The 23,269-nt window shown below is 26.1% G+C and carries 26 protein-coding genes, 2 tRNA genes and 1 riboswitch; of the genes, 18 read left to right on the top strand and 10 right to left on the bottom strand.

Annotated features, from left to right (window positions below; genetic code table 11):
• Window positions 1–72: 72 nt before the first annotated feature.
• Genes rarD through ACTTAV_RS04480 form a run of 9 tightly spaced genes read left to right on the top strand, consistent with a single transcriptional unit; the run spans window position 73 to window position 8,408 of the window.
• Complete coding sequence (gene rarD / locus ACTTAV_RS04440) at window positions 73–951, top strand: EamA family transporter RarD (RefSeq protein ID WP_440670481.1); 879 nt, start codon at window positions 73–75, stop codon at window positions 949–951.
• Window positions 938–1,939, top strand: a complete 1,002-nt coding sequence (locus ACTTAV_RS04445; protein ID WP_440670483.1) for a lytic murein transglycosylase — start codon at window positions 938–940, stop codon at window positions 1,937–1,939. The genes rarD and ACTTAV_RS04445 overlap by 14 nt, the downstream gene beginning before the upstream one ends.
• Window positions 1,929–2,681 (top strand): hypothetical protein, encoded by a 753-nt coding sequence (locus tag ACTTAV_RS04450; RefSeq protein WP_440670484.1) that lies wholly within the window; start codon window positions 1,929–1,931, stop codon window positions 2,679–2,681. The genes ACTTAV_RS04445 and ACTTAV_RS04450 overlap by 11 nt, the downstream gene beginning before the upstream one ends.
• A complete protein-coding gene (locus tag ACTTAV_RS04455) occupies window positions 2,674–3,825 on the top strand; it encodes a D-alanyl-D-alanine carboxypeptidase family protein (RefSeq protein ID WP_440670486.1) in 1,152 nt (383 codons plus the stop codon). The genes ACTTAV_RS04450 and ACTTAV_RS04455 overlap by 8 nt, the downstream gene beginning before the upstream one ends.
• A complete protein-coding gene (tmk, locus tag ACTTAV_RS04460; protein WP_440670488.1) occupies window positions 3,818–4,429 on the top strand; it encodes a dTMP kinase in 612 nt (203 codons plus the stop codon). Before ACTTAV_RS04455 ends, tmk begins: the two co-directional genes overlap by 8 nt.
• Window positions 4,426–5,346, top strand: coding sequence for an AAA family ATPase (locus ACTTAV_RS04465; RefSeq protein ID WP_440670489.1), 921 nt, complete (start codon window positions 4,426–4,428; stop codon window positions 5,344–5,346). The genes tmk and ACTTAV_RS04465 overlap by 4 nt, the downstream gene beginning before the upstream one ends.
• Window positions 5,339–6,877 (top strand): methionine--tRNA ligase, encoded by a 1,539-nt coding sequence (gene metG, locus ACTTAV_RS04470; RefSeq protein ID WP_440670490.1) that lies wholly within the window; start codon window positions 5,339–5,341, stop codon window positions 6,875–6,877. Before ACTTAV_RS04465 ends, metG begins: the two co-directional genes overlap by 8 nt.
• Window positions 6,870–7,631, top strand: coding sequence for a TatD family hydrolase (locus ACTTAV_RS04475; protein ID WP_440670492.1), 762 nt, complete (start codon window positions 6,870–6,872; stop codon window positions 7,629–7,631). Before metG ends, ACTTAV_RS04475 begins: the two co-directional genes overlap by 8 nt.
• A 6-nt stretch (window positions 7,632–7,637) precedes the next feature.
• Complete coding sequence (locus ACTTAV_RS04480) at window positions 7,638–8,408, top strand: MBL fold metallo-hydrolase (protein ID WP_440670493.1); 771 nt, start codon at window positions 7,638–7,640, stop codon at window positions 8,406–8,408.
• On the opposite strand, the gene ACTTAV_RS04485 is transcribed toward ACTTAV_RS04480, so the two are convergent.
• The 3 genes from ACTTAV_RS04485 to ACTTAV_RS04495 are packed head-to-tail and all read right to left on the bottom strand — an operon-like array spanning window position 8,403 to window position 10,602.
• Complete coding sequence (locus ACTTAV_RS04485) at window positions 8,403–8,948, bottom strand: glutathione peroxidase (RefSeq protein WP_440670495.1); 546 nt, start codon at window positions 8,946–8,948, stop codon at window positions 8,403–8,405. The two genes, ACTTAV_RS04480 and ACTTAV_RS04485, sit on opposite strands and share 6 nt — an antisense overlap.
• Window positions 8,945–10,117, bottom strand: coding sequence for a Na+/H+ antiporter NhaA (nhaA, locus tag ACTTAV_RS04490; RefSeq protein ID WP_440670497.1), 1,173 nt, complete (start codon window positions 10,115–10,117; stop codon window positions 8,945–8,947). Before nhaA ends, ACTTAV_RS04485 begins: the two co-directional genes overlap by 4 nt.
• Window positions 10,118–10,119: 2 nt before the next feature.
• Window positions 10,120–10,602, bottom strand: a complete 483-nt coding sequence (locus ACTTAV_RS04495) for a zinc-ribbon domain-containing protein (RefSeq protein ID WP_440670499.1) — start codon at window positions 10,600–10,602, stop codon at window positions 10,120–10,122.
• A gap of 179 nt (window positions 10,603–10,781) precedes the next feature.
• Here ACTTAV_RS04495 and ACTTAV_RS04500 point away from each other — a divergent pair.
• The 7 genes from ACTTAV_RS04500 (at window position 10,782) to ACTTAV_RS04530 (ending at window position 15,569) form a co-directional block, all read left to right on the top strand.
• Window positions 10,782–10,858 (top strand) — tRNA-Pro (locus tag ACTTAV_RS04500).
• Between the two features lie 4 nt (window positions 10,859–10,862).
• Entirely contained in the window at window positions 10,863–11,144 is a 282-nt protein-coding gene (locus tag ACTTAV_RS04505; protein WP_440670501.1) for an ETC complex I subunit, read from the top strand.
• Window positions 11,145–11,148: 4 nt separating this feature from the next.
• A complete protein-coding gene (locus ACTTAV_RS04510) occupies window positions 11,149–12,138 on the top strand; it encodes a putative transporter (protein WP_440670503.1) in 990 nt (329 codons plus the stop codon).
• Window positions 12,138–13,088: a class II fructose-bisphosphatase gene (gene glpX / locus ACTTAV_RS04515; RefSeq protein ID WP_440670505.1), complete on the top strand. Its 951-nt coding sequence runs from the start codon at window positions 12,138–12,140 to the stop codon at window positions 13,086–13,088. Before ACTTAV_RS04510 ends, glpX begins: the two co-directional genes overlap by 1 nt.
• A 45-nt stretch (window positions 13,089–13,133) precedes the next feature.
• A tRNA-Glu gene (locus ACTTAV_RS04520) sits at window positions 13,134–13,208 on the top strand.
• A gap of 23 nt (window positions 13,209–13,231) precedes the next feature.
• A complete protein-coding gene (locus ACTTAV_RS04525; protein WP_440670506.1) occupies window positions 13,232–13,462 on the top strand; it encodes a GIY-YIG nuclease family protein in 231 nt (76 codons plus the stop codon).
• 1 nt (window position 13,463) lies between these two features.
• Window positions 13,464–15,569, top strand: a complete 2,106-nt coding sequence (locus tag ACTTAV_RS04530; protein ID WP_440670508.1) for a glycosyltransferase family protein — start codon at window positions 13,464–13,466, stop codon at window positions 15,567–15,569.
• Window positions 15,570–15,597: 28 nt separating this feature from the next.
• Here the strand turns inward: ACTTAV_RS04530 and ACTTAV_RS04535 are convergent, their stop codons facing one another.
• Complete coding sequence (locus tag ACTTAV_RS04535) at window positions 15,598–16,503, bottom strand: site-specific integrase (protein WP_440670510.1); 906 nt, start codon at window positions 16,501–16,503, stop codon at window positions 15,598–15,600.
• A gap of 80 nt (window positions 16,504–16,583) precedes the next feature.
• Between ACTTAV_RS04535 and ACTTAV_RS04540 the strand changes: the two genes are divergently transcribed.
• Together ACTTAV_RS04540 and ACTTAV_RS04545 are read left to right on the top strand one after the other, a co-directional pair.
• Window positions 16,584–17,075 carry an RDD family protein gene (locus ACTTAV_RS04540; RefSeq protein ID WP_440670512.1) on the top strand — a complete coding sequence of 164 codons (492 nt, stop codon included), beginning with the start codon at window positions 16,584–16,586 and terminating at the stop codon, window positions 17,073–17,075.
• 23 nt (window positions 17,076–17,098) lie between these two features.
• Window positions 17,099–17,368 (top strand): methylated-DNA--[protein]-cysteine S-methyltransferase, encoded by a 270-nt coding sequence (locus tag ACTTAV_RS04545; RefSeq protein WP_440670513.1) that lies wholly within the window; start codon window positions 17,099–17,101, stop codon window positions 17,366–17,368.
• Between the two features lie 451 nt (window positions 17,369–17,819).
• Here ACTTAV_RS04545 and ACTTAV_RS04550 read toward each other — a convergent pair whose 3' ends face one another.
• The 6 genes from ACTTAV_RS04550 to rplM form a co-directional block, all read right to left on the bottom strand.
• Complete coding sequence (locus tag ACTTAV_RS04550) at window positions 17,820–18,671, bottom strand: DMT family transporter (protein ID WP_440670515.1); 852 nt, start codon at window positions 18,669–18,671, stop codon at window positions 17,820–17,822.
• 20 nt (window positions 18,672–18,691) lie between these two features.
• On the bottom strand, window positions 18,692–19,594 hold the full coding sequence (locus ACTTAV_RS04555) for an AEC family transporter (protein ID WP_440670516.1): 903 nt from the start codon (window positions 19,592–19,594) through the stop codon (window positions 18,692–18,694).
• Entirely contained in the window at window positions 19,594–20,886 is a 1,293-nt protein-coding gene (locus ACTTAV_RS04560) for a homoserine dehydrogenase (RefSeq protein WP_440670517.1), read from the bottom strand. Before ACTTAV_RS04560 ends, ACTTAV_RS04555 begins: the two co-directional genes overlap by 1 nt.
• 220 nt (window positions 20,887–21,106) lie before the next feature.
• Window positions 21,107–22,129: an N-acetyl-gamma-glutamyl-phosphate reductase gene (argC, locus tag ACTTAV_RS04565; protein ID WP_440670518.1), complete on the bottom strand. Its 1,023-nt coding sequence runs from the start codon at window positions 22,127–22,129 to the stop codon at window positions 21,107–21,109.
• A gap of 33 nt (window positions 22,130–22,162) precedes the next feature.
• Window positions 22,163–22,600 carry a 30S ribosomal protein S9 gene (gene rpsI / locus ACTTAV_RS04570; RefSeq protein ID WP_440670519.1) on the bottom strand — a complete coding sequence of 146 codons (438 nt, stop codon included), beginning with the start codon at window positions 22,598–22,600 and terminating at the stop codon, window positions 22,163–22,165.
• A gap of 1 nt (window position 22,601) precedes the next feature.
• Window positions 22,602–23,060 carry a 50S ribosomal protein L13 gene (gene rplM / locus ACTTAV_RS04575; RefSeq protein ID WP_440670520.1) on the bottom strand — a complete coding sequence of 153 codons (459 nt, stop codon included), beginning with the start codon at window positions 23,058–23,060 and terminating at the stop codon, window positions 22,602–22,604.
• Window positions 23,061–23,199: 139 nt separating this feature from the next.
• A riboswitch (SAM riboswitch) is annotated at window positions 23,200–23,266 on the top strand.
• Window positions 23,267–23,269 lie beyond the last annotated feature (3 nt).

Consider the following 23,269-nt stretch of genomic DNA (forward strand, 5'->3'; position numbering starts at 1 on the left):
AATTAAAAATATTTAATTCAACAATAAAATAGTCTATTAGGTCTAATTATTACTTAATTCATGAAATTATCTATGAATAGAAATTTTAATAAAGGTTTATTATTAACATCTTTGGGTTCTTTTTGGTGGGGTTTTATTGGTGTTATCTATTTTGAGTATGTTTCATTTATTGGTCATGTTGAGCTTGTTGTTCATAGATGTTTATGGACAGCCGTGATGTTAATAATAACAACTACTTTTTTATCAAAATGGAAAATTTTTATAAAAGAAATAAAAAATAAAAAAAAATTAATAGCTTTATTCATTTCTGGTCTTTTAATTTTTATTAATTGGTCAATCTGGATTTATGCAGTTGCAACAGAAAGAATAATTGACGCAAGTTTTGGATATTTTATAATGCCCATAATAAGTGTTTTGTTAGGGTATATTTTTTTTAAAGAACTATTGAACAAAAAAAGAATTATTTCAATTTTATTAGTAGGTGTTTCAATCATTGTTATGATAATCTTTAATTTGAAATCACTGCCTTGGGTAGGCCTTATAGTAGCTTTCAGCTGGGCTTTTTATAATTTAGTACGAAAAAAAATCCAAATTGATACTGACATAGGATTATTAATTGAAAGTTTATTCATTTTTCCATTTGCTTTATTTGTTTTTTATCTAATTTCCAAAAATGGTTTAAATGATTTCAATTTTGAGAATCCTGGTTTGAGTTTATTTTTATTACTAGCAGGGCCAATGACGGTGATTCCTTTATTTCTTTATGTGAGGGGTGTCGAATTGATTGGATTAGGTCCTACTGGAATGATTTTTTATATTACACCCACATTACAGTTCATTTTAGGTTATTTTTATTATGGTGAGGAATTTTCAGTAGTTAAATTTGGAAGTTTTATTATTATTTGGATTGCTGTAATTATATATTTAAATGATCTTTATGAAAAAAATTAATAATTTTTTTTTAATTATATTTTTCTTTTTTTCTATAGCCAATGCAAATGAAAATTTGAATTTTGAAAATTGGAAAAAGAATTTTAAAAAAAGAGCTTTAAATAATAATATATCAGAAAAGACCTTTGATTTAGTAATGTCTGATACTAAATTTTTACCCAACGTGATAAAATATGATAGATATCAACCTGAATTTTATGAAGATACTAAAACTTATATTTCTAAAAGAAGCTCTGACAATAAAGTAAAAAAAGGAATTGAATTTTATAAAAATGAAACCAACCTAATAAATGATGTTGAAAATAAGTTTGGAATAGAAAAAGAATTACTTTTATCTTTAATGGGAATAGAAACTAATTTTGGTACTTATGTAGGAAAAATGGATATACTTTCATCTTTAGCTACATTAAGTTTTGATAAAAGAAGATCTGATTTTTTTACTAATGAATTGCTTATTTTGCTTAAACTTATTGATAACAATCAGATAGATTATAAGACTTTATATGGTTCCTGGGCAGGAGCTTTTGGTTTCTTTCAATTTATGCCATCTACAATTAAAAATCACGCGATTGATTTTAATAATGATAAGTATATTGATCTTAAAAATTCTTATGATTCTTTTGCATCAGCCGCAAATTATTTAAACAATATGGGATGGGATAAAGAGTCTCCATGTTTTTATAAAATAGAGTTAGATAAAAATGTTTCAGAAAAATATTTAAATACATCAGCAAAAAAACTTTATAATAAAAAAAAACTTAAGTATTTTAGTAAATACATTAAGAATAAAGAAATTTTAGAAACTGAATACATGAATAAAAAAGTAGCAATTATTACACCAGACAAAGATATCGTTCCTGACTCAAACATACTTTCGCCAGCTTATGTTGTTTTTGACAATTATGACATAATCTTAAAATGGAACCGTTCATTAAGATTTGCCTTAGCTGTTTGTACATTAAAAGATAAATTTAAAAATGAATTATAAAAATATTTTATTAATTTTTTTATTTTTTTTTATTTATGGCTGTGAATCTCCAATTAATACAAAAAAAGAAAAATTAAATTTTGAAATAGAAAATAAGTATAAAAATGCAGGATTTGCACTCATCTATAATGATGAATTAGATGGTATTAAGAAACTTGAAGAAAGATCTTTAAATATTTATCATAAAACTCTAAAAAAAAATTCCATGGTTAAAATAACAAATTTAAATAATGGAATTTCTTTAATTGCAAAAGTAAAATCAAATAAAGTTAAATTTTCTGATTTTTATAACTCAGTCTTAAGTTTAAGAATTGCAGAAGTTTTAGAATTAGATGAAAATGAACCATATATAGAAATAATCTTAATTTCTAAAGATTCTACTTTTATTGCAAAAAAAGCTAAAACATTTGAAGAGGAGTCTGTAGTGGCAGAGAAAGCACCAGTAGATGGAATACAAATTAGTGATTTAAATGAAAAAAAAATAAAAAAGAAAATTATAAAAGATAAAAATTTTTTATATTCAATTAAAGTTGCAGATTTTTATTATAAAGATTCAGCTAAAATGATGTTAGAAAAAATTAAAAGCGAATCTTTAGTTAAAAATCTTAAAATTATTGAAATGTCTAAAACAAAATATAGACTTCTAATAGGTCCTTTTAATGATATAAAAAGCTTAAAAGAAACTTTTGAAAATATGAGTCTGTTTAATTTTGAAAATCTGGAAATTTTAAAAAATGCTTAAAAAACTTATAATATTTTTTTTACTTAATATATTTTTTAGTAACACACTTTTTGCAAACATAGACATAAAAGCTAGAACCGCAATTTTACAAGATTTTTTATCTGGCGAAATATTATATGAAAAAGAACCTGATAGATCAATTTATCCTGCATCAATGACAAAAATAATGACTAGCATTATTGCATTTGATTTAATTAAATCTGGTGATTTAAGTTTAGATGAAAAATTTTTTATTTCAGAAAAAGCTTGGCGTCTGTCGACGGCTGGTTATTCATCAATGTTTGTTATGGTTGGTGATCAAGTAAGTGTTGAAGATTTATTAAAAGGTATCATTGTTGCGTCAGGTAACGATGCTTGTATTGCTTTAGCTGAAGGTATAGCTGGAACAGAAGAAGAATTTGCTATTATGATGACATCAAAAGCTAAAGAAATTGGTATGACGAATACTAATTTTGCTAATTCTTCAGGAATTAATGATCCTGATAATTATTCAACAGTTAAAGATATAATGATTATGTCAAACTATTTGATTAAAAAACATCCTGAATATTATACCTGGTTTAGTGAAAAGGAATTTACGTGGGATAGAACCGGCGGAGATCCTATTACTCAAGGTAATAGAAATCCACTCTTATATAAAAATATAGGTGCTGATGGTATAAAAACCGGTTATCTAGCAGTAGAAAGATATTCCTTAGCGTCATCCTTAGTAAGAAATGGTAGAAGATTAATTGCTGTCGGAAGTGGTTTTGAGACAAAAAATTCTAGATCAAGAGAAAGTTCAAAACTATTGACTTATGGGTTAACTAATTTTGATTTAATAGAAATATCAAAATCAGGTGAAGCATTTAATAAAGTTGAAGTTTGGCTTGGAAAAAATGAAAATGTAAATGTTTATACAAAAGAAGATATTTATAAGACTATTAAAAAAGGTCAAAAAAAGAAACTTAAAGTAAAAATGATTTATGATGGTCCAGTGGAAGCGCCAATTGAAAAAGATCAAATTTTAGCTAAATTGAAAATTATCTATGATGAAAATTTAATTGGTGAATATGATCTTTTGGCATCAGAAGAAGTGAATAAAGTTAATATATTTTCTAGATTAATGAAATCATTGAATTATTTAATCTGGGGTGATGTATAAAAAATTTGTAATAGTTTTTGAAGGTATTGAGGGAAGTGGAAAATCATATCATATCAACAATGTTTCAAAATATTTAAGTAAAAAAAAAATACCACATATTAAATTAAGAGAACCTGGAGGTCATCGTAATTCTGAAAAAATTAGAAATTTAATTCTAAATAAAAATTTAAAATTTAATAAAAATACAGATTTGTTATTATATCTTGCCTCTAGAAGTGAAAATATAAAATATTTAAAAAAATATTATAAAAAAAAGATTATTTTGATTGATAGATTTACAGACTCAACAATAGCTTACCAACATTTCGGTATGGGAGTTAACCTCAAAATATTGAAAATGATAAATAACTATTTATTAGGTACTTTTAAAGTAGATTTTACTTTTCTAAATATAGTTGATGAAAAAAATATGAGGAAAAGATTAAATAAAAGAAAAAAATTAAATAGATATGATAAATTTAAGATGCAATTTTACTCAAAAGTTCAAAAAGGTTTTATAAAAATATCTAAAAATAAAAAAAGATATATGATTATAGACTCAAATCGTCCAATAGATTTAAATAAAAAGAATATAATTGAAAAAATAGAAAAACTAATTAAATGAATTTAGAACCAAGTTTTCAAACTAAACTTTATGGTTTAGAAAATGAATTTAAAGAATTTGTAAGATTATTTGAAATAGACAAACTTCCAAATAAGATTTTATTATCTGGAGACAAAGGTATAGGTAAATGCACTTTAGCTTACCACTTAATTAATTTCATTTTGTCTAAAAATGAAGAAAACTCATATAACATAGATGAATTTAGAATTAATTCAGATAACTATTCTTATAAATTAATTCAAAATGGTTCAAACCCAAACTTTTATCTAATTGATATTGAAACAGATAAAAAGGTCATTGATATTAGTAAAATTAGAAACCTTATAATAAGTCTAAATAAATCTTCATTAAATTCTAATCCAAGATTTGTTTTGATTGATAATATTGAATTTCTAAATTTAAATTCAATAAATGCATTATTAAAGATATTAGAAGAACCAAATGACAATATATACTTTATTTTAATACATAATAATAAAAAAATAGTTCCAACATTATTATCAAGATGTCTAAATTTTAAGATAGCTTTAAGTCATAAAAAAATTACAGAAATTAATCAAAAATTATTTAACAAAACTTCTAATAATTTAATGAATAAAGATTTAATAAATTACTATATTACACCAGGGAAATTATATGATTTATTGAAATTTTCAGAGGAAAATAAAATTAATATAAGCGATATCGATTTGAAAGATCTTTTATCGTTAATGATAAATGAATCTTATTACAAAAAGAATAAAAATGATAAAGCTTTATTATATGACTTAGTTGAATTTTTTCTCTTAAAAAAGATATCAGTATTTCATTCAGAATTATCTAGTTATTTCTTAAAAAAGATTAATAATAATAAAAAATTTAACCTAGATGATGAAACATTATTTTTAGAAATTAATTCAAAATTATTAAATGGATAAGAATTATTATATTACTACACCAATATATTACCCTTCGGCTAAACCACACATGGGACATGCTTATTCTAGTATTATTGCTGATTTCTTTGCAAGATTTAAAAAAATAGATGGGTACAAAGTTTATTTTTTAACAGGTACTGATGAACATGGTTTAAAAATACAAAGGGCTGCTGAGAAAAAAAATTTAGATACATTAAAATTTTGTGATGAAATAAGTAAAACTTTTAAAGATTTAACAAAAACTTTAAATTTGACAAATACTGATTTTATTCGCACCACTGAAAATCGCCATAAACAGTCAGTGCAACATTTATGGAATGAGTTAAAAAAAAATGATGAAATTTATTTATCAAAATATTCTGGTTGGTACTCTGTATCTGATGAAGCATTTTATAATAATGATGAAATAGAAGAAATAGACAATAAAAAAATAGCAATTTCATCCAAATCACCAGTAGAATGGGTAGATGAAGAGTCTTACTTCTTTAGATTATCAAAATGGGAAAAACCTTTATTAGACTTTTATGAAAAAAATCCTGATTTTATTTCGCCAAATTCAAGAAAGAATGAAGTAATAAGTTTTGTTAAAAATGGTTTAAAAGATCTTTCTGTTAGTAGAAAAAGTTTTTCTTGGGGTATTAAAGTTCCAAATGATGATCATCATATAATATATGTTTGGTTAGATGCCTTAACAAATTATATCAGCGCTCTCAATTATCCAGATACAAATAATGAATTATATAAGAATTTTTGGCCAGCTTCTCTTCATCTAATTGGAAAGGATATTTTAAGATTCCACGCAGTTTATTGGCCAGCTTTTTTACTTGCAGCTAAAATTGAATTACCTAAAAAAGTTTATGGTCACGGATGGATACTTTCTAATCAAGAAAAAATGTCAAAATCAAAAGGGAATATTTTAGATCCTCTGGAAATTATAGATCAATATGGCTTAGATCCTTTAAGATATTATTTAATAAAAGAAGTGTCTTTTGGAAATGATGGAAATATATCTCAAGAGAGATTGGAAGATTGTATTAATAGTGATTTGGCTAATAATTATGGAAATTTGTGTCAAAGAGTTACTGCTTTTGCAATTAAAAATTGTCAAAGTAAAATACCTGAAAAAATTGAATTTAATAAAGATGATTTAAGTATATTAGATAAATTTAGTAATAATTTAGAAAACATAAGATTAAATATTGATAACCAAAATATAAACTTTTATATAGATTTTATAGTAAATTCACTGTTTGAGGCTAATAAATATTTTAATGACCAAGAACCGTGGAAAAAAAAAGAAGATCCTATTAGACTAAATACAATTGTATATACTACACTAGAAATTGTAAGAAAAATAAGCTTTATGTTATACCCAATAATTCCAGCATCTTCTATCAAAGCTTTAAAAATTTTTGACCTAAAAGAAAAAGATATTGAATTTAATTCAATTGGAAATAATAATTTTTTAAAGAAGGGGAATTTAATTAATAAAATTGATATACTTTTCAATAAAATAGATAAAAATGATTGACTCACATTGCCATTTAGATCATGAACCCTTATTAAGCGATTTAGATAATGTTCTTCAACGATCTAAAGATATAGGAATTGAAAAATTATTAACAATATCAACTTCTTTTGACAGTTTTAAAAGAATTAAAAAGATTGTAGATAAAGATAAGATTATTTATGGAACAGTTGGCATACATCCTCATGAAACAAATAATGATACAATAGATATAGAATTTATTGTTCAAAATATAAAAGAAAATAAAAAAATAATTGGTATTGGAGAAACTGGCTTAGATTTTTTTTACAATAATAGTGATAAAGATAAACAGATTCAAAGTTTTCGAACTCATATTGAGGCATCTTTAAAAAGTAATGTACCATTAATTATTCATTCAAGAGATGCAGAAGAAGATACATTTAGAATATTAAATGAATACAAAAATAAAGATCTAAAAATTCTAATGCATTGTTTTACAGGATCACAAAAATTTGCAGAAAAACTTTTAGAGTTGAATGCTTTTTTTTCAGCAAGTGGAATCATAACTTTTAAAAATGCTAAAGATTTACAAAAAACATTTGAATTTTTACCTTTAGATAAAATTTTGATCGAGACAGATAGCCCATTTTTAGCTCCAGAACCTAAAAGAGGGAAAAAAAATGAGCCATCTTATATTGATTTTACTGCGTCAAAACTTGCAAATATAAAAGGTGTAGATAAAAACAAACTTATTCAAAGTACTACAAATAATTTTAATAATCTTTTTTCAAATTAGAATTCTATGAAATTTATTATACTGGGATGTGGAAGTTCAATGGGTGTACCAAGACCAGATGGATTTTTTGGCAATTGTGACCCTAAGAATAAAAGAAATTATAGGACAAGATGTTCAGCTTTACTTCAAACATCTGATGAAAACATTTTAATTGATACATCACCAGATTTGCGTCAACAATTATTAAGACATAAGATAAAAAAAATTGATAAAGTTCTTTTTTCACATATGCATGGTGATCAAACACATGGAATAAATGATTTAAGATCCTTTTTCTTAAGAGATAAAAAACAAATTAACGTTTATGCAGATAAATACACTTCCAAATACTTAAAACAAAGTTTTTCATATATTTTTAGCAGTTATTCAAAAGAATACCCAGCGACTTTAAGATTAAACAAATTGCCCAAAATTATTTTAACCAAAAATAATAAAAAAAAACTACCTATTAAATCAATTATAGTCGAGCATGGTAAAGTTAAATCTAATTGTTTTATCATTGATAAAAAATTAGCTTACATAAGTGATGTTAATAAAATTTATAATAAAGATTTTAAATATTTCAAAGATCTTCAATACTTAATAATTGATTGCTTGTGGTATAACTATCACCCTTCACATTTTAACTTAGATGCATCATTATCAACGATCAAACAATTTAAACCAAAAAAAGCTATCTTAACTAACTTATCTCCTGTTTTAGATTATAAAGAATTAAAAAAAATTCTACCTAAAGACATCATTCCAGCTCATGATGGTATGGCTATAAATTTATAAAATATTTTCTATCTTATTTATAATTTTTTTCGACAACGGTTTAGTTAAAGATGAAAATGTATCTTCAACTTTACCTTCTTTATTTATCAAAATCTTGTGGAAGTTCCATTTAGGAATAGCTGATTTTCCATAATTGTCTTTAGCCCATTTGAATATTTCATGCGCTTTTTCTCCCTTAACCTCTGTAATACTGGTTAATGGAAAGGTAATATTGAAATTTACTTCACAAAACTCTTTTACTTCAGAATTATTTGTTTTTTCTTGATTAAATGAATTTGATGGAACACCAATAACAATCAATCCTTTTGATTCATATAATTCCCATAATGTTTGAAGTTCGTCATATTGTTTTGTAAAACCACAATAGCTTGCTGTATTAACAAGTAAAATGACTTTATTCTTATATTTATTTAGCTCGATTATCTCTCCAGATATATCTTCTATTTTTAAATCAAAAAAAACCTTCTCATAATTTGCTGTAACTGAACTTTTAAAAAAAAACATAATTAAAGCTAATCCTATAAATATAAATTTATTCATTTATTTGGGGTGAGTAATATTAAAAAATAACCAAATAAAGTCGATAAAAGTGACCCTGTCAGTACTCCAATTTTCACTCCATCCATATATTGAACATTTTCAACAAATGCTAAATTTCCAACAAAAAGACTCATTGTAAAACCTATACCAGTTAAAACTCCAACACCATAAAAATTAAACCAATTTGAATTATTAGGCATTTGAGCAATTTTAGTTTTTATTGATACATATGAAAATATGAAGACACCTAATTGTTTTCCAACAAATAATCCTAATAAAATTCCTAAGGGCACTTTATCTAATAAAGAAGATAGTGACAAACCTTCTAATGATACACCAGCATTAGCAAATGCAAATAATGGCATTATTCCAAAAGCTACGTATGGACTAATAGCATGCTCTACTTTAATTAATAATGAAAAATCTTTCTCTTTTTTTCTGTGAGGAATTGTCATTCCTAATAAGACGCCAGCTATTGTGGCATGTATTCCAGAATTATGAGTAAAATCCCAAAGAAATAATCCAACAATTAAATATGGTAAAAATTTTTTGATATTAAATTTATTTATTACTAATAAAATAATAAATGTTAATAACATGAGACTTAAATATTTTATATTTAAATCACCTGAATAAAAAAGTGCTATAATAACTATAGCTCCCAAATCATCTATAATTGCAAGTGCAGTTAAAAAAACTTTTAAAGATAATGGAACTCTTTTCCCTAACAAAGATAAAACACCTAAAGAAAAAGCTATATCAGTAGCAGATGGTATAGCCCACCCATTTAAGGTTTCACTATCGCCAAAATTTATATAAACATAGAATAATGCTGGTACTAACATTCCACCAATAGCAGCAATAATTGGCAATAAAGCTTGCTTGATATTAGAAAGTTCTCCCTGCAAAAATTCTCTTTTTATTTCTAATGTTACAAAGAAAAAGAAAATTGCCATTAATGCATCATTTATCCAATGAATAACTGATAATTTTAATCCAAAATTATTTATACCTATAAATAAATATTTATTTAAAGTTGAAAAATAAAAATCAGCTAAATTTGAATTACTTATTATTAATGCAATTATTGCAGCAAATAATAAAACCAAACCACTTGCTGCCTCAAGTTTAAAAAACCATTTAAAAGGTTTTGATAAATAATTAATCATAGTTAAATTAAATCTCTAATAAACAGTTTTATATCTTTTAATGTTTCAAATAGATTAAACATTGTTAACTCCAAATTTGGAAAGATCTGATATAAAGGATTTTTAAAAGTATCAACAACAATTATCAAAGCCACAAAAGAGATTATTATCACTATTAAATATGACAAAAAGCTACTTAATGAAAGATTCTTTTTACCATGATATTGGGTTATTTCGTAATTCTTATTATTCTTAGATTCATTAATATTTTTTTTCTTAATCTCTATTTCTGATTTTTTATTATTGGTTGATTTTATTTTTGAGAGAGGTTTTTTTTCTTGTATTTTAATATTTTCAAAATCTACTTTTTTTTTAACAATTAATCTTTTTGGATCAAAAAACCATACATGTTTACATGAGCCACATTGAATAGTTCTCCCAGAACTTGGTATAAGTTCTGAATTTACATCAAAATTTTTATTGCAATTAATACATTGTATAATCATATTTTTTTATATCACAAATGATAGGTTCTTTTATATCTATTAAAATGTTTTTAATCCAAATGTTAATAGAAATTATATGAAAAAATATAAGTTGAAATCAATTATTACTACTTTTTCTTATAATAATCTCTTTTTCTTTTTATTGAAAACATAAGCAAAAACGCTATAACGATCTCATTCGGAGTGTAGCGCAGCCTGGTAGCGCATCTGGTTTGGGACCAGAGGGTCGCAGGTTCGAATCCTGCCACTCCGACCACTTTATGAAAAAAGCTAAAATTTACAAACCAAATAAAAGTGCCATGCAATCTGGTTTAGGTAAATTAGATAAATGGGTTTTGGAATTTGAAACAAATGACCCTACTAAAAATCCTTTAATGGGATGGGAAAGTTCTAATGATACTTACAGCGAATTAAGACTTGAGTTTTCTACAAAAGAACTAGCAATCAATTATGCAAAAAAGAAAAAAATAGAATTTGAAATTATTGAGCCAAAAAAAAGAAAAATTGTTAAAAAATCATACGCTAATAATTTTTTAAAATAAATATATGTTTAAATTTTTTGTTCAAAAAAAATGGTTTTTATGGAGTATCTTCGGATCAATTTTTATTCTTGTTTCAACTTGGTATCAAGTTCAATTGGATGTAAAAATTAATGAATGGTTTGGTGAGTTCTATGATACTTTACAAAAAGCTTTAACTACTCCAAATTCAGTTTCTGAAACAGAGTTTATTGGTTATCTTTTTACATTTGCAAAAATTGCAGCTCTTTGGATTCTTATAGCAGTATTCACAGGGTTTTTTACCAGTCATTGGGTTTTTAGATGGAGAACATCAATGGCTGATTATTACCATGAACAATGGTTAAAAGCGAGATTAACCGAAGGTGCTTCCCAAAGAGTTCAAGAAGATACATTAAAATTTGCAAGAATAATGGAAGGATTGGGAACTGGACTATTAGATAGTATAATGACACTTATTGCATTCACTCCTATTCTTTGGGGCTTATCAAAACAAATAGATGTATTACCATGGATTGGGGAGGTGGATCATGCTTTAGTATGGGTTGCTATAATTTCTGCTTTAGGTGGAACATTACTCTTGGCTGCTGTTGGTATTAAACTTCCTGGCATTGAATATGATATTCAAAAAGAAGAAGCAGGTTATAGAAAAGAATTAGTTCATGGTGAAGATGATCCAATTAGAGCCGCACCACCAACAATAGGACAACTATATAATAGAGTAAGAGGAATTCACTATAAGTCTTATTTTCATTACTTATATTTCAACACTGTTAAGTGGAGTTATTTTCAAGGAATGGTAATCGTCCCTTATTTAGCTTTGGCTCCAACTATAGTTACAGGAGCAATTACATTGGGTTTTGTTCAACAAATTACTAGAGCTTTTGGAAGGGTAGAGGGATCTTTACAATATTTAGTTAAAAGCTGGTCTACAATTGTTGAATTAATTTCGGTTTGGAAAAGATTAAGAGAATTTGAGGAAAAATTAGAAATATCCAAAATGGAAACTGTATCTTAATGGCTTTAGATAAAAAATTTGAAAATCTTTTTTTAAAAGTTTCTACTCAAGCAGCTATAGCAAGTAATAATTTTGTTGGAAAAAAAAATAAAGATCATGCAGATAAAGCTGCTGTTGATGCTATGAGATCAGAATTAAACAATATAAATATGAAAGGTAGAGTAGTTATTGGTGAAGGTGAATTAGATGAAGCTCCCATGTTATTTATAGGTGAAAAACTTGGTACAATGTCTGGCCCAGAATTAGACATAGCTGTTGATCCACTTGAAGGTACGAAATTTGCAGCTTACAATCTCCCTGGTGCTCTTTCAGTAATATCTGTAGCAGAAAAAAACAATTTATTTAATGCCCCAGAAACATATATGAATAAAATTTCAGCAAACGTACCAAATGATCAAATAATTGATCTAGATTTCACAGTTAGAAAAAATATTCATAACTTGGCTGATTTTAAGAATAAAAAACCAGAAAATTTAACAGCTTGTATTCTTAATAGACCTAGGCATAAAGAAATTATTGATGAATTGATAAAAATGAAAGTTAAACTTAAACTTATTACTGATGGAGATGTTTCTGGTGCCTTATTGGTAACTGATGAAAAATACAATGTTGATATTTTTTTAGGGATTGGTGGTGGTCCAGAGGGTGTATTGGCAGCTTCAGCATTAGATTCGTTTAATTGTTTTTTTCAGGGTAGATTTTTATTTGAAAAAGATAATGATAAATTAAGAGCAAAAAATATGGGAATTGAAGACTTAAATAAAAAATATTTTTTAAATGAAATTGTAACAGGAGACACAATATTTTGTGCGACCGGCATAACATCTGGTGAGCTTGTTTCGGGTATCAAAATTGAGAATAATACAATTATTACTGACACTTTGATTACTCATAAATCTACTGGCCTTAAAAAGAATATTAAAGCTAAACAAAAGATTAATGCAACCTAATAACACTTGATAAAGAAGCTATTATACAATAAAAAAAACAAATTTGGTCCCTTCGTCTATCGGTTAGGACACGTGGTTTTCATCCTCGAAAGAGGGGTTCGATTCCCCTAGGGACCGCCACATTTATGATATTTTATGTTTATATGCTTAAAAGCGTAAATAATAAGATAACAAAATCGTACGTTGGATATACAAATAACTTAAATTTAAGACTAAAAAAGCATAATACTGGTAAAGGAGCAAAGTCAACTCGTGGTTATGAGTGGAAAATTATCTATAAAAAAAGATTTTATGATAAAAGAAAGGCTATGTCCTTTGAGTATCATTTAAAAAAAAATAAAAAAAAAAGAAAATATTTATTAATAAATAATTGATATGAAAATTGCATCTATTCTTCCTTATAAAGAAAATTATACAGAAAAAGGAGCAGGAGCAGTAGCTTTATGGATTAGCGAATTCATGAGAGATTCCATTTATAAAAAAAATATTTTTATTTTTGGTAACACATCAAATAAAAAATTTTTAACAAAAAACTATATAAATATTAATATAAATACTATTAATTCGAGATTAAGCAGCACTACAAAAGAATATTCAAATAGGATTATAAAAAAAATACAAAATATGAATTTTGATATTATCGAGTTACACAATAGACCAATAATGATTAGGGAATTTTATAAAAAAACAAATTCAAAAATAATTTTATATTTTCATAATGATCCAACAACAATGAAAGGTGCAAAAACTGTTAATGATAGAATTTATTTATTAAATAGTGTTGATAAAATTATCTTTATAACAAAATGGGTAAAAAAAAAATTTTTTGAAGGATTACCAAATTTATCCGATAATAAGACACAAATTATTTATCATAGTATTGATCCATTCAAAAAAAAGGTCAAAAAAAACAAACAAATTATATTTGTGGGAAAATTAAATGAGTCAAAAGGATATGATTTATATTGTAAAGCAATGTTTAAAGTTTTGGATTTTAACAAAGATTGGATTGCATATTCTATAGGTGAAGAAAAAAGATTTCAAAACTTTCCCACACATATTAGACATAAATCTTTGGGTCAAATACCCCATAATAAAGTTCTTAAATATTTAAGTAAATCTGAAATAGCCATAATACCCTCAAGATGGGAAGAGCCTTTTGGTCGAACCTCTATGGAGGCATCTTCAAGAGGTTGTGCTACTATTATTTCAAATAAAGGAGGCCTTCCTGAGACAACAGATTATGCAATAAAACTTAAAAAGTTGGATGTTAGAAATATTGAAATCGAAACTATTAAATTGATTAAAAATAAAAGTTTAAGAAAAAAAATTCAATTAAATAGTCAAATGAATATTAAACATAATCTTAAGAATAATTCAAAAGTTATAGATTTAATGAGAAGCTCATTATTTCCATTTAAAAAAATCAACTTTTTGAAGAATAAATTAAGAATAATAAATATCTATAATTTAGCACAAAAACTTAATCATAGAATTTATAACCTTTCATTAGGAAAAAAATTTACTAATGGTTTTATAAGAAATGGACATGATGTAATTGAAATTAGTGATAGAGATTTTGTTAGGCAAAATAAAAGGTTAAATTTCTTAAATTTTAAAGACAAATTTCATGAATATTTAATTGAAACATTTAGAAATTATAATCCAAACCTAATCATTTTTGGTCACTCAGATAATATTAATCAAGATATTTTAACTGATTTTAGATCACTTAATAAGAATATAATTATATCGCAGTGGAATGAGGATCCTTTGATGAAAAACTTGCCAGATACATCAGAAAATATCCATAAATTAAATAAATTTTTACCATTTGTAGACCATTCTTTCATCACAACAAGTCCATCAGTTGTTAACTTGCCTAAGAAATACTCAAAAAATATACATTTTTTTATGACACCTGTAGATAAAAATATTGAATGCTTTGATGTTTTCAAACATAAACCTGAAAATGATATTTTTTACGCAATGAGTCACGGGGTTAATCGAGCAACTTTAAAAGTTGGAAAAACTGACAATAGAGTTGTTTTTTTAGAAAAACTTATAAAAAAAATTGATGGAATAAAATATGATTTTTATGGAATTGGAAAACAAGAACCAGTTTGGGGTAATGAATTTTACAAATCACTTCTTAACTCAAAAATGGCTTTAAATCTTAGTAGGGGGGAACCTACAAAACATTATTCAAGCAATAGAATTGCTTCACTTATGGGAAATGGATTATTAGTTTTTATTGATAAAAAAGTTGAAATGAATAAATTTTTCAATAAAAATGAGATTGTTTTTTATGACTCTGTTGATGATCTGGCAAGTAGGATTAAATTTTTAAAAAAAAATGATAAATTAAGAAAAAATATCGCTAGAAAAGGTAAAGAAAAATATTTCAAACTATTTAATGAGACTAAAATTGCTAAATATATTGTTGATCTATCTTTAGGAAAAATAGTTTCTCTCACTTAAAATCAATTTTATTTATTAAAATTTAGATTTATATTTTAATTTTATTTAATGCATTATTTTTAAACAAATTTGCCTCTTGAATATATCTTCTAACCATTTGTGTAGTTTTATGACCTGTCATGACCATTATGTTTCTCTCTTCTGCTCCAAATTCTGCAGCTGTAGTTGCAAATCCTGATCTTAAACTATGTCCAGCATATCTTGATGCGTCTAAGCCAGCTTTTTCTGCATATTTTTTTATAATTAAAGCAACTGATTTATCTGATAATTTAAAAAGTTTACCCTCATTTTTTTCTGTAAATTTTTCGCTAACATAATCTTTAAGTGCTGTAACAGGACAAAACTCTCTGTTATCAAAGTAGGGGATGGCCTTAACACTTCCTTCACCTGATTGATCTGTTTTTGATTTTTTTATAAGAATTTTTACACCTTCTGTAACAAATTCGAGATCTTCATAATCAAGATTTACAAGCTCAGATCTTCTAAATCCACCAGCAAAACCAATTAAAATTAAAGCTTTATCCCTACTTTTTTCTTTATCTATTGCTTTAATTATTAATTTTAACTCATTGATTAATATAGGTTTTTTTGATCTTTGTCTTGACCCTATAGTTCTTTTAATACCATGTAAATTCTCCATTATTATTGGGTGTTTAGTGTCCAGATAATGCCCTTTTAGCTTATGTAATACGCTTATAGATGCAATTCTTCTTTTTAATGTACTAAATTTTGATGATTTTGAGAGATGAGTAATATACAGAGCTATAATTTTTGGCTGTGTTGGCATTGAAGATAAGCAATTTTTTGCACAAAATCCTGAAAAGTCCTTAAAATCAGATCGGTAAGCTCTTAAAGTATTATTAGCTTTTGAATTCTTTAAATTTTTTAAAGTTTCTATTTCTAAGCTTTTAACATCAGTTACTAAATTATTCATATATATTTCCGATAACCATTAATTATCGGAAGTTATATATTAATAGATTTATAATGTCAAATGAAATAATTTAATAATTTATGTCCATAGGAATTTGGCAAACACTTATAGTTATAATATTATTTTCACCAGCTCTAATTGCTTTAATACTTTGTTTAACGTTAATTCAAAAAAAACCTTATAAAAAGTTAGGTAAAAAACAAATATATGCTGGATTCTGGCAAAGATTCATTGCTGGTTTTATAGATTTGATAATATTGATTATAATTGAAATAGTCCTAATTTTCATTCCAGTTATTGGCTGGATAGCAAGTTTTTTTGTTACTTGGTTATATTTTGCAATACAACATTCTTCAACAAAACAAGCAACTTTTGGAATGAGGGCTTTAGATATTCAAATTAGTAACGAAAATCACCAAAAAATTGGTTTTTGGAGAGCTACAGGCAATTTCTATCTAACTATAATCTCTTCTTTAATACTATTTATAGGTTTTTTTATGATTGGTTTTACCTCAAGAAAACAAGGTCTACATAATTTGATTTCTAGAACTTTATGTATTAAAGTTAAATAATAATTACTTTACGCTAAAAATCAGTGCAAGGAACAAAATTTCAATTAAAAGTCTGGAAATACCTTAAAACAATACCAAAAGGTAAGGTAAAAACCTATAAACAGGTAGCTATTGCTATAAAAAGCCCTAAATCAGCAAGAGCTGTAGCTAATGCTTGTGCTAAAAACCCATATGCTCCAAAAATACCCTGCCATAGGGTGATTAGGTCTGATGGAGGTCTTGGAGGCTACTCTGGGAGAGGTGGAATTAGGCAAAAGCTCAAATTACTTAAATCTGAAAAAGTAATAATTTAGCCCTATTTTAGGGCTTTTTTACATTAAAAAAGTCAATAAATTCAACGTTTTTTGATCTTTCTAATTGATTTCTTGTAAATTTGCAAAGTTCACCCTTCAGTTGTACCATATATGAGGCTACACTTAAAATAGACCCCTCTATGGCCGTTTAAACGGTATATTCAATTAGTGCATCGCTCTACTATTCAACTATATCAACACTTTTAGACCATCCTATTTTTCAATCAATTTAATATTTGGTATGGTTAAAAAAGGTTAATTTTGTTGGTTTTTTTAATATTTTTCATTATTTTGAAAAAAATAAGTAACTATTATAGTAATTATGTCTATTTATATTTAAGATTGATCATAATATTATAATTTCATATATTATAAAAAATCCAATAAAAACAATAATTTAGTTAATAAACTTAATGTAATACTTTATATATTAGTAAATAAATAGTACCTATTATTTTACTTTCTTAATTAAGTTCTCTCTTTTGGAGATATAGATACCACTTAATACAATAATAAATAATCCTAAGAAAGTCCAATTATCAGGGAAATCATTAAAGAAATAATAGCCTATAATGATGTTGGTAATGATCTCAAAATAACTAAATGGAGCTAATTTTGAAGCGTCAGCGTATTTAAGAGACAATATTAAGAATAAATGACCTATACAGGCAAATATACCTATCGCAGCCATCATAGACCACTGATTTAAGCTAGGTTTAACCCATACAAATGGCATTACACTGGATATAATTATGGCCCCTACTACACCGGTTAACAATAAAGTTAATAATGGATTATCTGAGGTACTTAACTTACGAGTAATTATTAAATAAAACCCATACATTACACCTGTGCTAAGAGCGGCTACACTTGCTAAGTTAATTTCTACAAATCCTGGTCTTATAACTACTAAAGAACCTATAAAACCTATAATTACTGCAGACCATCTTCTAAAACCCACCTTCTCACCTAAAAAAACTGGAGAAAAAGCTGTAACAATTAAAGGAGCAACAAAAGCTAGAGTTAATGCTTTTGCTAAAGAAATAACCGAAATTGCATAAAAGAAACAAATATTTGCAGTTAAAAGAATTAAACCTCTAATGAATTGCAATTTTGGTTTATCCGTCCACACAAGATTTTTTCGAAAAAAGAAAAACATAATTGGAAAAGTGAAAGCCACTGTAAAAAAATACCTTGCCCATGTAATTTGTAATACTGGAAGATCTGCACTTAAATATTTAGCAAATCCATCCATTATAGGAAGCATTACCCACGCTAAAAGATTAAAAGTTATAGCCTTCATTTGTAAAAGAAGGATATAGATTAATTAAAGTATTTTAAAGCAAAGAATACAACTAATGGAATAGTAATAAATGACATTAGAGTAGAGACAACAATCATACTAGCAATACTATCAACTATTTTTTTTGGAGAATACATTGAGCCTACTAAATAAGTTAATACTGCACTAGGCATTGAACATTGTATTAATAAAGCACCAGCAGCAAAACCGTCTAAATTAAAGTAAATAATTAATAGATAACCTACCACAGGACCAAGAATTACTCGACCTATTGAAGAAAATAATGCTTTATTAAAAGAAAAAACTTTTAATCTTGTTAATGCTATGCCTAAAGACATTAAAATTAAAAAAATTGTAGCATACATTAATAAGAAAGTTGTGTTTTCAATAAATACAGGAAGTTTAATCTCATAATAAAGTAAAATAACAGCAATTATGATCGCGTAAAATGGTGGGCTTTTTAAAATAACATCTAAACTAAAACGTCTATCAGCTAAAAAAACACCTAAGGTAAAATGACATAAGATGATTAATGCTGATATTGCAGCAGCAACACCTAATCCCTGCGAACCGTAAGCAAACAAACATATAGGAAGACCCATATTACCAGTATTAGGCATTACAAATGGTGGTAATTCTCTAATGATATCTTTTGTTTTTAATATAGATAAAAATACAAAACCAATTATAAAAAAACCACCAATAGCAATTAAATAATACCAAAAATAACTTTTGAATACATTGAAAGATATATTTGTTGGATTTAAAGCATAGATAATCATTGCAGGAGTACCTACATTGGCAGCAAAATTAGTAATAAATGATGTATCGATTTTGGGATTTTTTTTACCTAAATAATACCCAATACCTACAACAAAAAATACTGGGAACAAAACTTCAAAAAGTTTTATGTAAATAGCCATCAATTATAAAGTCTAATTAATGTTGGAAATTTAAGAATATTCTTGTTTTTCTTAAATATAGATAAACAATTTTTTGCATTAATTTCAGATGTTTTATGTGTGATTATAACAATAGTTGCTTTTTTATTCTTCTTATCTGGTGTCTGAATTATTCTTTTTACTGAAATTTTATATTTAGCTAATCGATTAGTTATTAACGAAAGAACACCTTGTTTATCTCTTACTTCGAATCTGAGATATAAAGAATTTGTATAATTATCATTATTAAATGCTTTAATTGACCTTCTTTTTAATGATGAAATCCCAAACGGATATTTAATATTACCTCTTAAAATAGACAATAGGTCAGATAGCAAAGATGAAGATGTAGGTCCAGGACCTGCCCCCTCACCTTGTAGAACACTTTCACCTACAGGCTTACCCTCCGTAATAACAGCATTCATAACCCCATTTACATTTCCTATGTAAGTATTTTTGTTTACTAAACATGGATGAACCGTTTCAAATAACTGTCCATTAATCATCTGAGAAATACCTAATAATTTAACTCTAAGACCCAATTGACTAGCAATCTTGATATCTTCTAGTTTAATATTTTGAATTCCTTCCATTATACATTTAGCTTTTGAAATTTTAATATTAAATGAAAGTGCTGATAGAATTCTTATTTTTGCAAAAGCATCGAAGCCATTTAAGTCTAATTTCGGATTACCAGGTTCAGCATAACCTAGTTTCTGGGCTTTTCGCAAAACGTTATCGAATGTTTCATTACTATTTTCCATTTCAGATAAAATATAATTAGTCGTTCCATTTAATATTCCATAAACTTTATTGATTTTGTTAGTTGCCAGACCCTCTTTAATTGTCCTTAGAATAGGAATTCCACCAGCAACTGATGCCTCAAATTCTAAATTAACTTTATTTTTTTCAGCTAGTTTAGCAAGCGCATCGCCATGTTTAGCTATTAAAGCTTTATTAGGGGTAATTACATTAACTTTATTCTTTAAAGCATACTCGACAACTTTTTTTGAAATGCCATCTGACTGTCCAATAGACTCAAATAAAATATCAATTTTTTTTTCTTTAAAAATATTTATAGGATTTGAATAAAAAATATTTTTATTAATCTTAAATCTTCTTTTCTTATTCTTATTTTTGGCTGAGATAGCTACAATATTAATTTTTTTTCCAGTTTTAATCTCAATTTCTTTTTTTTTAGAATTTAGTTCATTGTAAAGATAAATACCAACTTGACCTAAACCTACTATAGCTATGTTTACTATTTTATTCATTCGTTAATGTCCGGAAATTTACTTTTTTTAATATAATCATCCATATAAATTTCATACTCTTCAACAGACATTGATCTAATATCATTAGATTTTTTAATTATTTCAATTAATTTTTTGTTATCTGCTTTTTTCTTTATACTATCTTCAGTCCAATATTTAGAGTCTTTATTTAATCAACAATTAGTAATCAATATAGTTAAAATGATGTATAAGAAAAATCTCATTTTAGACCTGTATTTATTGGAAAGCCATATTTTATATTCATATTTTGAATAGCTTGTCCTGCTCCACCTTTTATTAAATTATCTATTGCAGATAATATGATTATTCTATTTTTATTTTTTGTTTTACAAATTGAAATATGACAATAATTGGAATTTATCACATCATTAGTACTGATCAATTTATCTTTACTCATTATTTTTACAAAAGTAGATTTATTATAAAAATTAGATAAAGTTTTAATAAGTTTTGTTTGTGAGCCTGTTTTATTTAAATCTACATAGATGGTACTTAATATACCTCTAAACATTGGGGATAAATGAGGAGTAAAATCAAAAATGGCTTTTAATTTAGAGTATCTTTTAATCATTTGTTCAATTTCAGGATTATGTCTATGAAAACCAATTCCATAAGCACTAAGAGACTCATATAAATTTTTATCTTTGTATTTTTTATGAACACCACGTCCAGCACCAGAGTATCCTGATTTAGAGTCTATGATAATATTATCTTTTTTAATTAATCTTTTTTTTAACAATGGAAGCAAAGGCAAAAGAATTGAAGTTGGATAACATCCTGGACAAGAAATTATTTTAAAATTTTTTACTTTTTTTCCAGTTATTTCAGGTAATGAATAAATGCTATTTTTAATATTATTAATAGCTTTATGTTTTTGTTTGTACCATTTCAAATAATCAGAAGCTTTTTCCAATCTAAAATCTGCTGCAAGATCGATTAATATATTCTTATCATTTAAATTTCTTGAAATGACTTGAGCCTCACCATTAGGTAATGCAGTAAAAATAATATCAACATCTTTTAAATATTTTCTATTAAATTTAATAATTTTAGGTAACTTAATTAAAGTTCTTGAATTATCATAATCTGAAATTTTTTTCCCAATAGATGAATTTCCACACAAATATTTAATTTTTACATATTTATGTTTAACTAATAATTTAATTAGTTGAATTCCTATATAGCCAGTAGAACCAGTAACTAAAACGTTAAGTTTAGGCATTTTTTATTATAACAGTTTAAAATTAAAAAAAAATTATCTTTTAGAAAACTGGAAACTTCTTCTTGCTTTTCTTCTTCCAGGTTTTTTTCTTTCAACTGCCCTAGAATCTCTAGTGGTCAGTTTTTCCGTTCTTAGGGTTGATTTAAGATTCTCATCAAATAAGACCAAAGCTTTTGAGATACCATGTACCATAGCTCCTGCCTGTCCTGTGGGACCACCACCTTTAACATTACATCTCACATCAAATTCTGTAGGCTGATTAATTATCTCAAATGGTCTTGTAATTTGCATTTTATGATTATCACTTGAAAAATAGTCACTATAAAGTTTACCGTTAACGTATATTCTTCCAGTACCTTTTTTTAACCAAACTCTAGCAATTGAAGTTTTTCTTCTTCCTGTTGCGTACTTACTATCTTTAAAATCTAGTTTTAATTTAGGTGTTTTTGTTGTTGTTTGAGTATTTTCCATATTAATTTCTAATTATGTTTTTGTTATTTAATTTGTTTAATTCAATAATTTTTGGATTTTGAGCTGAATGCGGATGATCATTGCCTGAGTAAATCTTTAATTTAGTTAATTGTTTTCTCCCTAATACACCACCTGGCAACATTCTCTTAACTGCTAATTTTAAAGCTTCACCAGGTTTTTTTTCATGTAATTTTTCAGGTGTAGTTTCTTTAATGCCCCCTGGATGTCCAGTATGTCTATAATATTTTTTATTTTGAAATTTTTTACCTGTAAATTTTGCTTGTTCAATATTTTTAACAACAACAAAATCCCCATGATCCATATGAGGTGTATAAGTTGTTTTATTTTTACCTCTAATAATCTTTGAAACTATTGTTGCAAGTCTTCCAACCACAGCATTTTTGGCATCAATTTCGTACCAAGAAGAGGATATTTGATCTTTTTTTACAAATTTTGTCATTGTGCGAGGATTAATACTATTATTAACTCCAAAGTCAATTTGATATTTGCCTTGTAAAATAACTCTAATCTGTTAAAAAAACACTGCCGATTTGATCCTATTGCGGGCATATAACTGCTAAAAAGGAATTTTTCATAACATAATCGGTAGGCATTTGAACTGTATTGTGCGCCTTACACAAAGTTAAAGCACTAAAAAAGGAGTAGATG

The organism is Candidatus Pelagibacter sp. HIMB1483 (genome assembly GCF_052048135.1).
Classification (GTDB): domain Bacteria; phylum Pseudomonadota; class Alphaproteobacteria; order Pelagibacterales; family Pelagibacteraceae; genus Pelagibacter.

Bases quoted from the DNA above. Each gene is read 5' to 3' on its own strand.
- ACTTAV_RS04480 (WP_440670493.1), top strand. From the start codon at position 7,638: ATGAAATTTATTATACTGGGATGTGGAAGTTCAATGGGTGTACCAAGA.
- tmk (WP_440670488.1), top strand. From the start codon at position 3,818: ATGTATAAAAAATTTGTAATAGTTTTTGAAGGTATTGAGGGAAGTGGA.
- metG (WP_440670490.1), top strand. From the start codon at position 5,339: ATGGATAAGAATTATTATATTACTACACCAATATATTACCCTTCGGCT.
- ACTTAV_RS04495 (WP_440670499.1), bottom strand. From the start codon at position 10,602: ATGATTATACAATGTATTAATTGCAATAAAAATTTTGATGTAAATTCA.
- ACTTAV_RS04525 (WP_440670506.1), top strand. From the start codon at position 13,232: ATGCTTAAAAGCGTAAATAATAAGATAACAAAATCGTACGTTGGATAT.
- ACTTAV_RS04445 (WP_440670483.1), top strand. From the start codon at position 938: ATGAAAAAAATTAATAATTTTTTTTTAATTATATTTTTCTTTTTTTCT.
- ACTTAV_RS04455 (WP_440670486.1), top strand. From the start codon at position 2,674: ATGCTTAAAAAACTTATAATATTTTTTTTACTTAATATATTTTTTAGT.
- ACTTAV_RS04555 (WP_440670516.1), bottom strand. From the start codon at position 19,594: ATGGCTATTTACATAAAACTTTTTGAAGTTTTGTTCCCAGTATTTTTT.
- ACTTAV_RS04560 (WP_440670517.1), bottom strand. From the start codon at position 20,886: ATGAATAAAATAGTAAACATAGCTATAGTAGGTTTAGGTCAAGTTGGT.
- argC (WP_440670518.1), bottom strand. From the start codon at position 22,129: ATGCCTAAACTTAACGTTTTAGTTACTGGTTCTACTGGCTATATAGGA.
- glpX (WP_440670505.1), top strand. From the start codon at position 12,138: ATGGCTTTAGATAAAAAATTTGAAAATCTTTTTTTAAAAGTTTCTACT.
- ACTTAV_RS04530 (WP_440670508.1), top strand. From the start codon at position 13,464: ATGAAAATTGCATCTATTCTTCCTTATAAAGAAAATTATACAGAAAAA.
- ACTTAV_RS04550 (WP_440670515.1), bottom strand. From the start codon at position 18,671: ATGAAGGCTATAACTTTTAATCTTTTAGCGTGGGTAATGCTTCCTATA.
- rplM (WP_440670520.1), bottom strand. From the start codon at position 23,060: ATGACAAAATTTGTAAAAAAAGATCAAATATCCTCTTCTTGGTACGAA.
- ACTTAV_RS04540 (WP_440670512.1), top strand. From the start codon at position 16,584: ATGTCCATAGGAATTTGGCAAACACTTATAGTTATAATATTATTTTCA.
- ACTTAV_RS04465 (WP_440670489.1), top strand. From the start codon at position 4,426: ATGAATTTAGAACCAAGTTTTCAAACTAAACTTTATGGTTTAGAAAAT.
- rpsI (WP_440670519.1), bottom strand. From the start codon at position 22,600: ATGGAAAATACTCAAACAACAACAAAAACACCTAAATTAAAACTAGAT.
- ACTTAV_RS04510 (WP_440670503.1), top strand. From the start codon at position 11,149: ATGTTTAAATTTTTTGTTCAAAAAAAATGGTTTTTATGGAGTATCTTC.
- nhaA (WP_440670497.1), bottom strand. From the start codon at position 10,117: ATGATTAATTATTTATCAAAACCTTTTAAATGGTTTTTTAAACTTGAG.
- ACTTAV_RS04485 (WP_440670495.1), bottom strand. From the start codon at position 8,948: ATGAATAAATTTATATTTATAGGATTAGCTTTAATTATGTTTTTTTTT.
- rarD (WP_440670481.1), top strand. From the start codon at position 73: ATGAATAGAAATTTTAATAAAGGTTTATTATTAACATCTTTGGGTTCT.
- ACTTAV_RS04505 (WP_440670501.1), top strand. From the start codon at position 10,863: ATGAAAAAAGCTAAAATTTACAAACCAAATAAAAGTGCCATGCAATCT.
- ACTTAV_RS04475 (WP_440670492.1), top strand. From the start codon at position 6,870: ATGATTGACTCACATTGCCATTTAGATCATGAACCCTTATTAAGCGAT.
- ACTTAV_RS04535 (WP_440670510.1), bottom strand. From the start codon at position 16,503: ATGAATAATTTAGTAACTGATGTTAAAAGCTTAGAAATAGAAACTTTA.
- ACTTAV_RS04450 (WP_440670484.1), top strand. From the start codon at position 1,929: ATGAATTATAAAAATATTTTATTAATTTTTTTATTTTTTTTTATTTAT.